The 14069-nt window shown below is 62.3% G+C and carries 12 protein-coding genes; 4 read left to right on the top strand and 8 right to left on the bottom strand.

Annotation, left to right across the window (positions count from 1 at the left end):
• Nucleotides 1-1305, bottom strand: coding sequence for a DUF6638 family protein (locus NKJ18_RS01390; protein ID WP_023683664.1), 1305 nt, complete (start codon nucleotides 1303-1305; stop codon nucleotides 1-3).
• A 127-nt stretch (nucleotides 1306-1432) separates the two neighbouring features.
• On the opposite strand from NKJ18_RS01390, the gene NKJ18_RS01385 reads away from it, so the two are divergent.
• Nucleotides 1433-1570, top strand: coding sequence for a hypothetical protein (locus NKJ18_RS01385; RefSeq protein ID WP_023701543.1), 138 nt, complete (start codon nucleotides 1433-1435; stop codon nucleotides 1568-1570).
• Between the two features lie 68 nt (nucleotides 1571-1638).
• On the opposite strand, the gene NKJ18_RS01380 is transcribed toward NKJ18_RS01385, so the two are convergent.
• The 6 genes from NKJ18_RS01380 to NKJ18_RS01355 form a co-directional block, all read right to left on the bottom strand.
• Nucleotides 1639-3549 (bottom strand): ATP-binding protein, encoded by a 1911-nt coding sequence (locus NKJ18_RS01380; RefSeq protein WP_352757723.1) that lies wholly within the window; start codon nucleotides 3547-3549, stop codon nucleotides 1639-1641.
• Between the two features lie 24 nt (nucleotides 3550-3573).
• Nucleotides 3574-4719, bottom strand: coding sequence for a hypothetical protein (locus NKJ18_RS01375; RefSeq protein WP_023751264.1), 1146 nt, complete (start codon nucleotides 4717-4719; stop codon nucleotides 3574-3576).
• Nucleotides 4720-4746: 27 nt separating this feature from the next.
• Nucleotides 4747-5835: a hypothetical protein gene (locus NKJ18_RS01370; protein ID WP_023669990.1), complete on the bottom strand. Its 1089-nt coding sequence runs from the start codon at nucleotides 5833-5835 to the stop codon at nucleotides 4747-4749.
• Between the two features lie 299 nt (nucleotides 5836-6134).
• The gene (locus tag NKJ18_RS01365; RefSeq protein ID WP_023686160.1) at nucleotides 6135-6518 is read right to left on the bottom strand and encodes a c-type cytochrome; all 384 of its coding nucleotides are present in this window, start codon (nucleotides 6516-6518) and stop codon (nucleotides 6135-6137) included.
• An 85-nt stretch (nucleotides 6519-6603) separates the two neighbouring features.
• Entirely contained in the window at nucleotides 6604-7782 is a 1179-nt protein-coding gene (locus tag NKJ18_RS01360) for a glycosyltransferase (protein WP_023695820.1), read from the bottom strand.
• Nucleotides 7783-7796: 14 nt separating this feature from the next.
• Nucleotides 7797-8408: a thymidine kinase gene (locus tag NKJ18_RS01355; RefSeq protein WP_023683669.1), complete on the bottom strand. Its 612-nt coding sequence runs from the start codon at nucleotides 8406-8408 to the stop codon at nucleotides 7797-7799.
• 237 nt (nucleotides 8409-8645) lie between these two features.
• Here NKJ18_RS01355 and NKJ18_RS01350 point away from each other — a divergent pair, with 237 nt between their 5' ends.
• From NKJ18_RS01350 to choV, 3 genes are all read left to right on the top strand, one after another.
• Nucleotides 8646-9581 carry a choline ABC transporter substrate-binding protein gene (locus tag NKJ18_RS01350; RefSeq protein WP_023686157.1) on the top strand — a complete coding sequence of 312 codons (936 nt, stop codon included), beginning with the start codon at nucleotides 8646-8648 and terminating at the stop codon, nucleotides 9579-9581.
• Between the two features lie 136 nt (nucleotides 9582-9717).
• Nucleotides 9718-10572 carry a choline ABC transporter permease subunit gene (gene choW / locus NKJ18_RS01345; RefSeq protein WP_023669995.1) on the top strand — a complete coding sequence of 285 codons (855 nt, stop codon included), beginning with the start codon at nucleotides 9718-9720 and terminating at the stop codon, nucleotides 10570-10572.
• Entirely contained in the window at nucleotides 10569-11750 is a 1182-nt protein-coding gene (gene choV / locus NKJ18_RS01340; RefSeq protein ID WP_023669996.1) for a choline ABC transporter ATP-binding protein, read from the top strand. Before choW ends, choV begins: the two co-directional genes overlap by 4 nt.
• Nucleotides 11751-11847: 97 nt before the next feature.
• Here choV and NKJ18_RS01335 read toward each other — a convergent pair whose 3' ends face one another.
• Nucleotides 11848-13878, bottom strand: coding sequence for a transcriptional regulator (locus tag NKJ18_RS01335; RefSeq protein WP_352757722.1), 2031 nt, complete (start codon nucleotides 13876-13878; stop codon nucleotides 11848-11850).
• Nucleotides 13879-14069 lie beyond the last annotated feature (191 nt).

Here is a 14069-nt window from a genome sequence, read left to right as displayed (position 1 = left end):
TCAGTCAGTCAGGCCGTAAAGGCGCGTGCGAAACGCCACTTTGTCTTTCAAATATGTGGTTTTCAGAACGTCCACAACATGCGACCGCCAGGCGTCGCTGTAGCCGTCATAGTCCTTGTAGAAGCCCGGCTTGTTGAAGACGTAACGCGAGACAAAGTCCTGCGGCACGAAATCCGAGATCAGCTGGTTGGTCAGCCAGGCGTCGGGATGGTCGGGCTTGCCACGCACGACCAGGAAGCGCTGTTGCGGAAACACATCCTCGATCTTGAGATGGCCGAGCTGGGCGATCTCACGCTTGGCGGCGTTGAGAAAGGGGAAATTGCCGTCCTTGGTGATCAGATCGGCATGGCCATGGATCCAGGTCTGCAGCCAGACCTTGTCGACCTCGGTCAAATTGCGGTTCGGCTCTGTGTCGCGGATGAGAGAGCGCACCACCATCTCGGCGCGATGCTCGAGATAGCCCGAGCTTTCGACCCATGACGCGCGCGGCAATTCGATGCGGCCGGTGCTGGCCAGGAACTTGAACACCTTGTCGGCATCGTTGATCGAGAGATAGCTGACCTGCCAGGGCCGCGAACGGCGAAAGCCGGGGGCGGCCGGGTCGCCGATGACGGTGGTCATATCAGGATCGACGAAGACGTAGACGCCGCCGAAATGGCTGGTCCAGTAGGCGTTGTGGCGGAAGATCACCTGGTCGGGCACCAGCGCATTCTCACGGATATCGCCGCAGACCTTCGCCAGCTCCACCATACGGCTCAGCATGGTGTTGTCGCGCCAGGCATCGGGCTCCTGCTTCAGCCGGTCGACCAGCTTGCCGAGTTCGGCGGCCTTGCCCAGCACGTCCTCGGCCGAAAGCACCCGGAACTCGACCTGGCTGATCGACAGCAGATCCTCGATGTCGTTGACCAGGGGAACGGAATCCTCGATCTCGCCGTAGATGACATCCTTGATGGTCAGCGCATCGATGGCGCGCTGGTTCTTGGACATGAACTCGAACATCAGCTGCGAGGTGTTGGAAAAGGCGGTGTGCACCACCGGCAGATCGATCTGCGAAGGCGTCAGGATGATGAAGCGGCGGTTGACCTCATTGGGGTCGAGATAATCGTAATCGCCGCATTCCTCGGCCACTTCGGGCGAGAAGCCGGTGCGGTCGATCTGGAAGCTCTTCAGCTTGGTGGGCTTGAGGCCGAAGGCAACAAGCGCCTTGTTGTAGCGCTGGATGAGGTGCGACTCGTCGACGGTGAGCAAGCGGCCGTAGATCAGCTCATTGTCGCGGAGAAGGTCGGGTTTTTTGGCGTGGCTCATGCAGAACGTTCCGAGCGGCGTTGCCTGTTGTGGCGAAGCGCCAACGCTGACGCCTCCCTCTCCCCGTTCTTCACGGGGAGAGGGTAAGGGTGAGGGGCAGCGCTAGCATTCAAGGACATGTCTCCCCATGGCCTTTGGCGTCAATAAATCGAAGATCATTGGTCCGGATGTCCCGATCGAGGCGCTGTTCGATAGCTGCCAGTATGGTCGGAGCGATCTCTGGTCCACGCATGCGCCGCCCCTCACCCTTGCCCTCGCCGCGTGAAGGACGGGGAGAGGGGGGCGTCAGCGTTAGCGCCAAGCCTTTCAGCACCCGCGGGCAGCGAAGGAAGTTCACGCATTCCAGAGCCCCTTCTTCTTCATCTCCTCCATCTCGCGCCCCGCCCGTTCGCGCAGGCGTGCGTCGCGCAGCAGCTTCTCCACCGCGGCGTCGTCGGATTTGTCGGAATAGCGGAACTCCGAGTCGGCGTAGCGGTTGATCTCCTGCATGACCATGTCCATCGAGAACGGCCCCCGCAGTTCCTCGATCATGGCCTTCTTTTCGTCGTAGCCCTTGTGCATGAAGGCTTCCGGCTTCTCGAACCAGTCGTCGGGCAGCTCGATGTCCATGGCGCGCATCTTGATGGCGTCGGTGACGTTCTTGATGGCTCGGCCGGTGAAGCGCGGCTCGGCATCCTTGATCAGGTGCAGATAAGTGCCGATGTCGGCCATCGATTTCGGCGCGCCATTCTCCTTCATGTAGCGCTCATAGACCTTCATCAGCCCGTCTTCCTGAGGCTTCTCGTGCTCCTCATAGGCTTCGGTCACCGCGCGCTGGATCTCCTGCGCGGCGTAGAGCTTGTGGTCGCCGAGTGGGATCTTGTGGTTCTTGCCGGCAAGCAGGACGAAGATGTCGATATAGTCGTCGCGGCTCTGTGGGCCGTCGACCAGCCAGCGGGCCCCGGCGCGCTGGCGCAGCGCATCGTCGACATTTTCGGGATAGTTGGAAAACATGCCGAACGAGCAATTGCCGCGCACCACCGTGCCGGCGCCGGCAAAGGCGTCCATCAAGACGCCGGTGATTTCCTGTTGGCCGGCCGAGGCGCGGTCGTCGGAGCGGCGGGCCGCCACCTGGTCGATGTCGTCGACGGTGCCGAAACCGATGACGCGTGGGTTCAAGACATTGTTGATGAACTGGCGGCAATTCTGGCCGGATTTGCCCTGGTAGGACGAGATCTGGTCGACGCCGAAATTCTCATAGGCGAAGGGATAGCCGGCAACCTGGCAATAATTGTTGACGAGGCCGGCGATCATCTGGATCAGCGTCGTCTTGCCGGTGCCCGGCGCGCCGTCGCCGATGAAGGTGAAGAGGAAGCCCCCGAGTTCGACGAACGGGTTCAGCTCGCGCTCGAAATCGTAGGCCATCAGCATCTTGGCGAGCTTGACCGACTGGTATTTGGCAATGTGGTTGCCGACGACCTCTTCCGGCTTCTTGAAGGTCATCACCAGCGGCTTGGAGCGCTTGCCGGGCGCGACGTCGAAGCCGTCGAGGGTGAAATCGTCGGCGTCGATGCGGATATGGGCGTTCTCGAACGGGCCGATGCCGTCGAAGCGGCCTTTACGGGCCAAGAGCCCGTCAATGGCAACACGGGCGAAAGCACGCGCCCGGGTCGTCAGGTCGCCATCGTCCTTCGACCCGGTGATCGCCTTGTCCAACCCAGCCACGATCGACTTCACCGCGTCCTGCGGCGTGTCGAACAGGAAGTCGGGTTCGGGGATATCGTTGGGCGCCTCGCCATCGCTGTCGATCAGCTGGAACAGATAGGAGGCAAGGCTGAAGGCCGAAACGTAAGCAGAGGCTGACAGAAGCTTCTTGAAGGTCGCGGCTTCATCGCCTTCGAGCGGTGCGCGGGTGTTCTTGGCCTGCAGGCTTTCAAGGTCGGAGCCTTCGGCGAAGACATCGGAAATGGCGAGCGCAATCGCCAGGCCGCGGCGGGCGCGAAACAAAAGCGTGTGCTGCGGGATGCTCATCAACTGGTCGTCGGGATGGATCGCGGCGACGGTCTTGGTAAGCTCGACCTCGCGGGTACGGCGCACCGAGCCGACCGAGACTGTCGAGACGAAGCGGCGATTGGTGCCGGCAAGCGCGGTGCCGGATTCGCGTGAAGGATCCTCCAGCACGACGACGCGAGTGATGAAGCTTTGCGCGGTTGCGCGGTGCTTTTCGATAGCCGCTTCCGGAATGGTGGTCAGGCCGGTGTCCATGAAGGATGCTCCGCGATGTGACGGTCAGACATCTGAAATCACCTGCCCATTTGACAGGATGTGAACCTTGTAGCCGGAAAAGATCTTTTGAGCTTCGCCGGCGGCGTAGAGTGCTTGATAGGCTTCGTGCGAGATCAGGGCGTGGTTCTCGTAGCTCGACACACCCTGGCGCGCGGCTTCGAGATCGTCGGTGTTGATAAAGAATTCCTGCGTGGTCTTCTCGCTCGAAAACAGGCCCTTGCGGCCGGGTTTCTCGCCCTTGGAGTAGACCTCCTGGATGGTCCAGGTGAGCAGCCAGGCATTTTCCGGTTTGCGCACCTTGGCCAGCACCTCGGTCACGGTCGAATTGTTGTCCGTAATGCCTGCGGAATAAAAGGGGCCGAGCACGACGCGGCGCAGCTGCTTAGGGTGCAGCGGCTCGAAATCCTTGTCGAGATTGACCGCAATCGTTGCGGGCGAAAGCGTGTAGGCGGAATTCTTCTCGGTGAAATCGTCGAAGCGATGGGCGAGTTCGGGGTTGAGCAGGCCGTCCACCGGCAGCGGGATGTCGACCCGTTCATTGAGCTTGCCGCTGCTGTCAACGAGCTGCCGGATCATGCTTTCGGAGGAATCCTCCACCGTCACCATGTAGACCAGCGGCAGGTTGGCGCTGCCGTCGAAGCTCGCCCAGTGCACGAGGTAATAGGGGCGCCCGGTCTTTGGATTGACCGAGACCTTGGCCGTCTGCGCCAGCGAGAACGGGCCAAAAGTCTGTTCGCTCTTGACGTCCTCGAGATAGAGCCGCTCGGCCATCGACTTCTGCAGCGCTTCGGGGAATTCCTTGTGGCGCAGGATGAAGTCGGCCATTTCCTCGCGCAATTCGCCGGCCAGCGGAATGTTGGCCAGCCGCGCCTCGGCCTGGCGGCGGTCGTTTTCCAGTTCGAGCAGGTTCTGGAAGACGGGATAGCCGCTGTCGGCGCGCGAAATGCGGAACGTGTCCATGAAGCCGAGCCGGTTGCGCCAGCAGGAAAACGATTTGTCCAGCCGGGCAATGTATTCGGCGACAATCTTGGCGACGATGCCGTGCCGGTAAAGCGGCGAGCGGTCGTCGCGCATGAACACTTCGAGGCCGCTGAGTGCCGCCGTGATGGCGGAAAAATAGCGCGCCGCCGCTTCGTTTTCGGGAGTCATGCCGGTGTGCCCGCGTGCAGCCGCTCCTTACGACTGCACGTAGTTGGCCGAATTGTGCTTCTTCATCACGTCGTCGAAACGGCGGGCGAAGGCGTCGTCGGCGAGCTTCTTGCGGCGCTGGATGTCGGAGCTGGCGACCATGTTCTTCTCGTGCATTTCGAGAAGATCGCCGATGTGCTTTTGCGAGGCGGCGCCAATGCCGGCCATGGTCTCTTCGGCGGTGTTGTCGACCTGGCTGCCCAGCGTGTTGATCTTGTGGGCGACATCCTGCTGGGCGGCGGTCTTCAAGGAATCTTCCAGTGCCTTGTAGAGCACGATGCGCTGCTCGGTATCGATGGTCAGCTTGTTGATAAGCGTCGACTGGGCTGCAATCTGATTGTTAAGCGAATCGACGAAGGTCTGGAACATCGAGGTGTAGCGTTCCAGCGTCTGGCTCTCGGCCAGAAGCTCCTGCTCCTTGGCTTGCTTTTCATTGTATTCGGTCGCCAGTTTCGAGCGCTCGCCCTCAAGCTGCGTGCGCTCCTTCTGACTGGTAGAAGCGGCGATCTTGTTTTCGATGTCGAGCAGCAGCGGATTGACCTCCTCGATGCGCTTCTGCACCGCCTCGAGGTTGGTCATGGTGACCTTGCGGCGCTCGATCACCTGCGACAGGCTGTTTTCCGAGGTCTTGTAGCGCTGGTCGAGGACCTCTTTCTGCGCTTTCAGGATGCCGACGATGGTGTCGGACTTGACCAGAAGCTCCTGCAGATTGCCGGCCAGCGACATGTTGCGGACGCGGTCGGTGCGCATGCGCTGCTTGCGTTGCGCCGAGAAGACACCGACGAAGCTTTCCCAGCCGGTGTAGTTCTTCATGCTCTCGAATTCAGTGCCGAAGACGTTGGTGGCGTCTTCCAGCCCGATGATCAGGTCGGCGATGTTGCCTTCCATCACCTTCTGCTGCTTCAGCACGTCCTCGATGCGGGCATTCTCGATGTCGAAATTGGCGTCTCCGATCTTCTTGTCGGCGGTGGCCAGCGTATCAAGCACGGTGCCGGACTGCTCGATCTTGGAGCGCATGTCCTGCACGACCTGCCTGGTCTTGGCAATTTCGGCATCGAAATTCTGCAATGTCGCCATAGGGGCCTCCCGCTTCGGCTTCCGGTCGCTGGCTGCGAACAGCGGCGAATATATGTGGGGTATCAGGGGATTGAAAGACGCAAGACAAGACCCGCCCCGAAAACAAAAACATACGCGGGCGTCTTGAAAGGCAATGAAGGCGGGGTCATGGCGTGATTAACCAGCCGGCCAAGTGTCGTTCAACCGTCATTGAACTTTGGCGTCTGCGAAGCAGTCGATCTCGGACAGTGTAGGTGTCCGGAATTCGATAGAGGGCCCAATGAGTTGCAAGCGCGAGATCACGCTACGCATCGCGCCGTTCAAGGCTTCGGATCGGCCTTCAGATAGGCGATGACGTTGGCGATGTCCTCGTCGCTGCTCAGGCCGGAGAAGCCCATCCTGTTGCCGGGTACTTTCAGCTTGGGAGCGCCAAGATAGGCTTTGAGGTTGGCTTCGTCCCAGACCAGGCCGGCCGCGCCGGCGTCCTTCATGGCCTGCGAATAGTTGAAATTCTGGGCGGTGCCGGCGGTGCGGCCGACGATACCGAGGAGATGCGGGCCGACCTTGTCGCGGTCGCTTGCCGCCTCGTGACAGGCCATGCAGCGGTAGAACACTTTCTTGCCAAGTGCTGCATCGCCGTCGGCCAGCGCGGCGAGGATACCGGCCAAGTAAATGACAAGGGCTGATGAAATGGCTCGAAGCATGGCGGTTCCCGGCTGGCTCTGGCTGAGGGCAAAAATAGGCTGCAGGCCTTAACAAACGCCGTATGCCGGTGGATAGCAGCCGGGCTCAATCCGTGCGCGGGATCGCCGCGACCGCCTGCTTGACCTGCTTTTCAATCGCCGCCGACGAATGATTGTCGCGCACGAAAGCGCGGCCGATCTCCGCCATCTCGGCGGCCGCTTGCGGGCGTGTCGCGAGATCGATGATTTTCAATGCCAACTTGCCGGCATCGTCGCTGGACAGGAAATGCCTGCCCGCCTGCAGGCCAAGCCCTTCGACGGCCTTTTCGGTAGCGGCGACGACAAGGCCCGCCGCCATCGCCTCCAGCACCTTGATGCGGGTTCCGCCGCCGAAGTGCAGCGGGATCGGCGCATAGCCGGCGCGGCCAAGCAATTCCGGCAGATGCGGCGGGTTCTCGATCAACCGCAGACCATGCCTGGTGCATAGACCGCGCACGACATCGCGCGGGTTTCTGCCGGCGACGGTGATCGACCAGGGCCGGCCGGAGGCGGCGAGGCGCGGCGCCATCGCGCGGCCGATCTGCTTGACGGCATCGATGTTGGGGAAATAGCCGAGATGGCCTATGAAACACAGGCTGAGTTCACTGAAGCGCTCGGCAGCAATCGGCAGGGAAAGCACGCTCTCGTCTGGAATGGGGTTGGCGACGAATCTGACGTCGTTGACGGGGCCGAGAGCGGACAGAAGCGCTTCGTCGGCCCGCGAACAAACCCAGACCTGGTCGGCCAGGGCAGCCGCACACCTGTCGGCTTCGCGCGCCTCTGCCTTCCTTCGCCTGTTTTGGCGCCAGTCTCGAATTTGCTGCCACAGCGTCAGGCCGGCGATCCGGTCGGACACCGTCCGGGAATCAATGTTGTGCTGGTCAAGGACGGTGCGCGCGCGATGCTTCGGCGCCAGCGTCAGCAGCTGCGAAAGCACGATCTCCTCGATTACCACGAGATCGGGCGCGAATTCCCTCCAGATGGCGTCGGCCTCGGCCAGCTCGTCGTCCGGCATCATATGCACGGTCGGGTGCGGGCCGCGCCTGCCCCACGGCGCCCTGCCGCGCGCTGCCTCGATGATCCGGTGACGGATGTTCGGCGGTGTGGAGGGTGCCGGGGCGCCAGTCAGGCTTACCGTCAGGACCTCGCCCATCGATGCCAGGGCGCGTGCATTGGCGGCGTTCCGGATCTCTCCGCCGGAGACCGGCGGAAACGGGCAATCGACTGTGAACTGCAGAATTTTCATGTTGTCCCGGCCGTTCAGCCTCTGGTGAAGCCAATGAAATCGTCAGGCGCGGCGCGGCCCATTTCCTCTTCCCAGTGGCGGCGGCAGAGCGAGATATAGACGTCCTTGCCGATCGCCACCTGTTCGCCTTGTCTGGCCACCTTGCCGTCAGCGCCGAGACGCACGACCATCGTCGCCTTGCGGCCGCAGCGGCAGATGGTGCGCACTTCGCGCAGATCGTCTGCGATGGCGAGAAGCGCTCGCGAACCGGAAAACAGATTGCCCTGGAAATCGGTGCGCAGGCCGTAGCACATCACCGGGATGTTCAGCCGGTCGGCGATACGGGCGAGCTGCCAGACCTGCTCTTCCTCGAGAAATTGCGCCTCGTCGACAAAGATGCAATGCACCGTCGTATGTTCGTGATGCTCGGCGACGCGAGCGTAGAGATCGTCGCCGTCGCGGAACATCTCGGCCTCCGTCTCCAGGCCGATGCGCGACGAGATCAGCCCGGTGTCGCCCTTTCTGTAGTGGCCGGCGACGAACAGCATCGTCGTCATACCGCGTTCGCGATAATTGTAGGACGCCTGCAGCAGCATTGTCGTTTTGCCGGCATTCATCGTCGCATAGTGGAAGTAGAGCTTGGCCATGCCGTCCTTTTAAGCCGAGTTGGCGCGGCGCGGGGAGAGGGCACCGCTGCATTTGATGGGAAAAGCCGTCTGCAATCGAAAAAGCGGCGGGCGTGTCGCTGTTTGGCCAGTCCGCGCCGTTGATCGTGATTGTCTTAGCGCTTGAAACCACACCAGAATGGTGTTTGGCTGACGAAACAAGGCGGGCAGAGAAACCGTAACTACGCTTCGCCAAAGAATCACAATGGGAGACTGCCAATGTCGCGTATGAACACCTTCGTCGCCGGCCTCGGCCTGGCGACTTTTCTGTCCACGAGCGCTGCACTTGCCGGCGATCCGGAGAGCTGCAAGGCGGTGCGCCTTTCCGATGTCGGCTGGACCGACATCCAGGCAACCACCGGCGTCGCTTCGGTGCTGCTCACCGCGCTCGGCTACGAGCCGCAGACGATCCAGCTATCGGTACCGGTGACCATGGCGTCGCTGAAAAACAAGGATCTCGACGTCTTCCTCGGCAACTGGATGCCGTCGATGACCAACGACATCAAGGACTACACCGCCGATGGTTCGGTCGAGACGATCGGCACCAACCTGACCGGCGCCGGCTACGGCATCGTCGTACCGACCTATGTCGCGGAGGCCGGCGTCAAGTCGCTGACCGACATCGGCAAGTTCAAGGACAAGTTCAACGGCAAGATTTACGGCATCGAGGCGGGCAATGACGGCAACCGCATCATCCTCGACATGATCAAGAACCCGAAGGACAATCTCGAAGGCTTCGAGCTGGTCGAGTCCTCGGAAGCCGGCATGCTGACGCAGGCCGAGCAGTCGATCAAGAACAATGAGTGGATCGCGTTCCTCGGCTGGACGCCGCATCCGGTGATGGGCGCCATGAAGCTCACCTATCTCGACGGCATGGGCGACAGCGGCTTCGGCGCCGCCACCGTCTACACCAATGTGCGCAAGGGCTACACCACCGAATGCCCGAATGCCGGCAAGTTCATCGCCAACCTGAAGTTCAACCTGGACATGGAAGGCGAGATGATGGACGCGATCCTGAAGGGCGGCGACGCCAACACGGTCGCAGCCGACTGGCTGAAGAAGCACCCTGACGCGGTTGCGCCGTGGATTGCCGGCGTCACCACCTTCGATGGCGGCGATGCGGCAGCGGCGGTCAAGACCGCGCTCGGAAGCTGAGCCGACTAATTCGGCCAAGCCGAACCAGGAAGGGCAGCCAATCTAGAAAAGGCTGCCCTTTTTCATATCCTGTGAGAAGATGACCTAATGAGAGCGGAGGCCGGAAGCAGGCGGTCTCTCGCATGAGAGGGGCGATATGGATCCGATTTCGAAATTCATGGTCGATCACAAGATACCGATCGGCGCCTGGGGAAAGGCGTTCTTCGGTTTCCTCACCGACAATTTCGACACCGTGTTCAGGGCCTTCTCGAATGGCCTCAATTTCCTGCTCGACGGGCTGGTTGGCATCCTTTTGATGGTGCCGCCGGTGCTGCTGGCGCTGATCATCGCCATCATCGCCTGGCTGCTGCAGCGCTCGCGCCCGCTGGCCATAGGCGTCTTTCTCGGCCTGATCTTCATCATCAACCAGAACCTCTGGAAGCAGACGGTGCAGACGCTGGTGCTGGTCGTGGCCGCCGCCGCCATGGCGATGGCCATCGGCGTGCCGCTCGGCATCTGGGCCGCGCACAAGCCGAAGGTCTACCGCATCATGCTGCCGGTGCTCGACCTGATGCAGACGCTGCCGACCTTCGTCTACCTGATCCCGGTCCTGACCCTGTTCGGTCTCGGCAACGCGCCCGGCCTCATCGTCACCATCATCTTCGTCATCCCGACCGCGGTCCGGCTCACCCATCTCGGCGTCGTCTCGGTGCCGAAGTCGATCATCGAGGCCGGCGAGGCGTTTGGCGCCACCAAGCAGCAGCTGCTGTGGAAGGTCGAATTGCCCTCAGCGCTGCCGACCATCATGGCCGGGCTGACGCAATCGATCATGCTGTCGCTGTCGATGGTGGTGTTTGCAGCACTCATCGGCGCCGGCGGCCTCGGCACTGAAATCAACCGCGCGCTCGGCTCGCGCCGCATCGATCTCGGGCTCGAGGCGGGCCTGGCGATTGTCGTACTCGCCATCGTGCTCGACCGGATGACGCGTATCGGCGTTGGAGGCAAGAAATGACCGTCGCCGTTGACTTCAAGAATGTCGATATCGTCTTCGGCTCCGACCAGGCCGGTTCGCTGGCGCTGATCGACGGCGGCGCCACGCGCGCCGAAATCCTCGAAAAGACCGGCAATGTGCTGGGTTGCGCCGGCGCCAGCCTGACCGTGCATGAGGGCGAAATCTCGGTGCTGATGGGCCTGTCCGGCTCGGGCAAGTCGACGCTGCTGCGGGCGGTCAACCGGCTCAACGTGGTGTCGCGCGGCCAGGTGCTGGTCAAGGACGGCGACAATATCGTCGATGTCGTGACCTGCGATCAGGCGACGCTGCGGCGGCTGCGCCAGAAGCAGGTGGCGATGGTGTTCCAGCAGTTCGGCCTGCTGCCTTGGCGTACGGTGGAGGAGAATGTCGGCCTCGGCCTCGAACTCGCCGGCGTGCCGGAGCAAGAGCGCAAGGAGCGCGTGCAACGCCAGCTGAAACTGGTCAATCTCGACCAGTGGTCGAAGAAATACGCGCATGAGCTGTCCGGCGGCATGCAGCAGCGCGTCGGCCTGGCCCGTGCCTTCGCCACCGAGGCGCCGATCCTGCTGATGGACGAGCCGTTCTCTGCGCTCGATCCGCTGATCCGCACCAAGCTGCAGGACGAATTGCTGCAGCTGCAGGCGGAGCTGAAGAAGACCATCATCTTCGTCAGCCATGATCTGGAAGAGGCGCTGAAGATCGGCACCCACATCACCATCATGGAGGGCGGTCGCATCGTGCAGACCGGGGCGCCGGAAGACATCGTGCTCAAGCCCGCCAATGACTATGTCCGCGACTTCATCGCCAATGTGAATCCGTTGTCGGTGCTGACCGCCTGGAACGTCATGCGCGACAGCCGCGACCTCGAGCACGGCGATAATGGCTGGGTGTGGCTCGACCGGCGCAAGACGACTCGCTTTAAGATCGACGAGCACGGGCTGGTGGCGGCGGCGGAACGCGACGGCAAACCGGCGGTATGGGTTTCATGCGCCGATGTCGAGGCGCAGCCGGAGGAGACGGCGCAGGTGTTCTGGGCCAACCCCGGCACGTCGCTGAAGACGGTGATGCTGGCCATGCACCGCTCGCAGACGGCACCCGTGGCGCTGTTCGACGACCAGTCGCGCTTTGTCGGCGCGATCGGGATACGCGATGTGCTGAGCGCGGTGTTGCGGCGCTAGATCATGATGAGATTTGGTTGAAATCTCATCATGATCTAACCCTTTGTTGGAGCATGATCTTTTCCAAAAACCGGTACCCACTTTTTGGGATCATGCTCTAAGCCAGACCGATGCGCGTGGCGCCGAGCTTGAACAGGGCTGTGGCATCCCGGTCGAAGCGGAAGGTGTCGATGAAGTCGTCGGCTCGGTAATCCGGAAGCGTCTTGCGGATGGCGGCGGCGAAGTTTTTCGCCTCGTCCAGCCGCCCAGCCAACGCCAGGGAGTGGGCGGCGATCGACAGGATGATGACATGTGCGTTGGGGCGGGCGGCCGCCTTCAGCGCCCATTCGGCCGCCTCGTCGAACTGGCCGAGGCGGACATGCGCCATGGCGCGTGCGCCCAGCATGCCGAACAGCATCGGGTCGAACGGCGACAGATGGCGCGAATGATCCGACGATCCGATCGCCGCGTGCGGGTCGCCCGACTGCGAATGCACGAAGGACAGCGCATAGTGGCCAAGCGCGAAGTTCGGGCTGAGGTCGACGGCTCTTTGCAGTTCTAGCACGGACGCATCACCCTCGCCGCGCAGCCACAGCGCCCGGCCCATCGCCCAGTGCGCGGCGGGATTATGATCGTCGACCAAAACGCTCTGGCCGGCCGCCTCAAAGGCAAGCGCGCTGTCCTGGTCGCGGTCGCCCCAGCGCTGGAAGGCGCTCTGCCAATGGGTGAAGGACAGGCCGGCATAGGCGCGGGTAAAGGTCGGATCCTGCTGCAGTGCGATGCCGAAGAAATGCCTGGCCTGCTCGTTTTCGCTGCGGGTGAAGCGATACATATGCCAGAGTCCTCGATGGTAGGCCTCCCAGGCATTGAGCGAATTGGGCGCTTTCAGCATGGCGCGGTTGCGCTCGACCATCTCTATCTCGGATGAGACAGAGGCCACGATGCTGTTGCCGATATCGTCGAGGACAATGAAGATGTCCTCGGCCTTGCGCTCGAAGGTCTCGGCCCAGACGATCCTGGCCGTGCGAACCTCGACAAGCTCGACAGTGACGATCAGGCGACCCGTCGCGCTGCGCACCGTGCCGGTGGCGACATAGTCGACATTCAGCCTTCGGCCGGCATCTTCCGGCGCGATGTTCCTTTCCGCCAGCGCAAAGACCGAGCCCCGGGCGATGACAAAGAAGTCCCTGAGCTTGGCGAGGCGGGTAATGATGTCGTGGGTCAAGCCATCGGCCAGCCCGCCACGAACGCCGCTACCGGCGTCTTCGGCAAATGGCATCACGGCCAGCGAAGCCTTGTGCGGCGTCGCGGCTTCTGAACCGGCAAGCATGACTGACGCCTGGTTCGGCCCGGGCGGAGCTGCCGGTTGTGCCGGCAAAATCGCGCAGGGCCGTTCGCTGCGGATGGACAGCCACGCCTCGCGCACCGGGCCGAAATCCAGCTCTTCCGATTGGAAGAGCGATGCTGCTGCGGCAAGATGGTCCTCGCAGGCACGGAACGCGCCGCGCCGCGCCAGCCTCACCAGGAGTGCGATGTGGGCGCAGCTGTCGAACGGGGTCAGCTCCAGCCATTTTTCGAGATGGGCGGAGACGGCTTCGGAATCGGCCGGCAGCGTCTTGACCAGATGTTCCAGTATAGCCGCGTGGCAGGAACCGAAACGGCGGCGCTGCGCGGTCAGCCAGCTGTTGAAGAGAGGGCTTCGGTCGATCTCCAGCCCTTCGAGGAAGTCGCCGACGAACAGGTCGGAGACCGACTGCAGTCGCGTCGGCTCGAGCGTTTCGATGCCTGCGGCAGCCGCCGCCGCGACATCCAGCACGTCGACTGAGATGCCGTCGAGATCGAGCGCGATCGTATCGCCCGATGTTTCGATTCTGCAGCGGCCCGGTTCGTCGAGCGCGGCCCGCAGCTTGCTCAGGCACCAGCGAAGCTCACCCCTGGGATCATTTGGAACATCCCACAGCAACTCGCAGAGCTTGCCACGTCCGACCGGATGGGGCGCCAGCGCCAGATAGGCCAGCAGCGCGCGCAGCTTGCGCGATGCCGGCAAGACCACCGGGACGCCGTCGCGCGCAATCGTCGGCGGCCCAAACAGGCGCACGACAACACCTTGATGGCTGCTCGCCAGGCTCGATTCCACGCCAGATACCACGCCTGCTCCCACGCTGACCTGCCGGCCCCTGCTTTACCACCGAGCACGACAAAGTGCACCCGGCTCGCAAAATTTGTGCGCCGAATGTGGTGTTTACCACACTGCCGCACGTCAAGGACCTGTAGTGCGGCAAGGTGTCGAAATCTCGCCGCCCAAACCGCCGGTGTGTAACCGGCCCGTGAGCGAGTCTA

The sequence above is a fragment of the Mesorhizobium sp. M0217 genome (genome assembly GCF_040321955.1).
In the GTDB taxonomy this organism is placed as follows: Bacteria; Pseudomonadota; Alphaproteobacteria; order Rhizobiales; family Rhizobiaceae; genus Mesorhizobium.
This window is presented reverse-complemented; position numbering and strand designations above follow the sequence as displayed.

What these genes read in the sequence shown, in the direction of transcription:
- NKJ18_RS01390 (WP_023683664.1), bottom strand. Translation starts at nt 1,305, where the DNA reads ATGAGCCACGCCAAAAAACCCGACCTTCTCCGCGACAATGAGCTGATC.
- NKJ18_RS01385 (WP_023701543.1), top strand. Translation starts at nt 1,433, where the DNA reads ATGGCCTTTGGCGTCAATAAATCGAAGATCATTGGTCCGGATGTCCCG.
- NKJ18_RS01380 (WP_352757723.1), bottom strand. Translation starts at nt 3,549, where the DNA reads ATGGACACCGGCCTGACCACCATTCCGGAAGCGGCTATCGAAAAGCAC.
- NKJ18_RS01375 (WP_023751264.1), bottom strand. Translation starts at nt 4,719, where the DNA reads ATGACTCCCGAAAACGAAGCGGCGGCGCGCTATTTTTCCGCCATCACG.
- NKJ18_RS01370 (WP_023669990.1), bottom strand. Translation starts at nt 5,835, where the DNA reads ATGGCGACATTGCAGAATTTCGATGCCGAAATTGCCAAGACCAGGCAG.
- NKJ18_RS01365 (WP_023686160.1), bottom strand. Translation starts at nt 6,518, where the DNA reads ATGCTTCGAGCCATTTCATCAGCCCTTGTCATTTACTTGGCCGGTATC.
- NKJ18_RS01360 (WP_023695820.1), bottom strand. Translation starts at nt 7,782, where the DNA reads ATGAAAATTCTGCAGTTCACAGTCGATTGCCCGTTTCCGCCGGTCTCC.
- NKJ18_RS01355 (WP_023683669.1), bottom strand. Translation starts at nt 8,408, where the DNA reads ATGGCCAAGCTCTACTTCCACTATGCGACGATGAATGCCGGCAAAACG.
- NKJ18_RS01350 (WP_023686157.1), top strand. Translation starts at nt 8,646, where the DNA reads ATGTCGCGTATGAACACCTTCGTCGCCGGCCTCGGCCTGGCGACTTTT.
- choW (WP_023669995.1), top strand. Translation starts at nt 9,718, where the DNA reads ATGGATCCGATTTCGAAATTCATGGTCGATCACAAGATACCGATCGGC.
- choV (WP_023669996.1), top strand. Translation starts at nt 10,569, where the DNA reads ATGACCGTCGCCGTTGACTTCAAGAATGTCGATATCGTCTTCGGCTCC.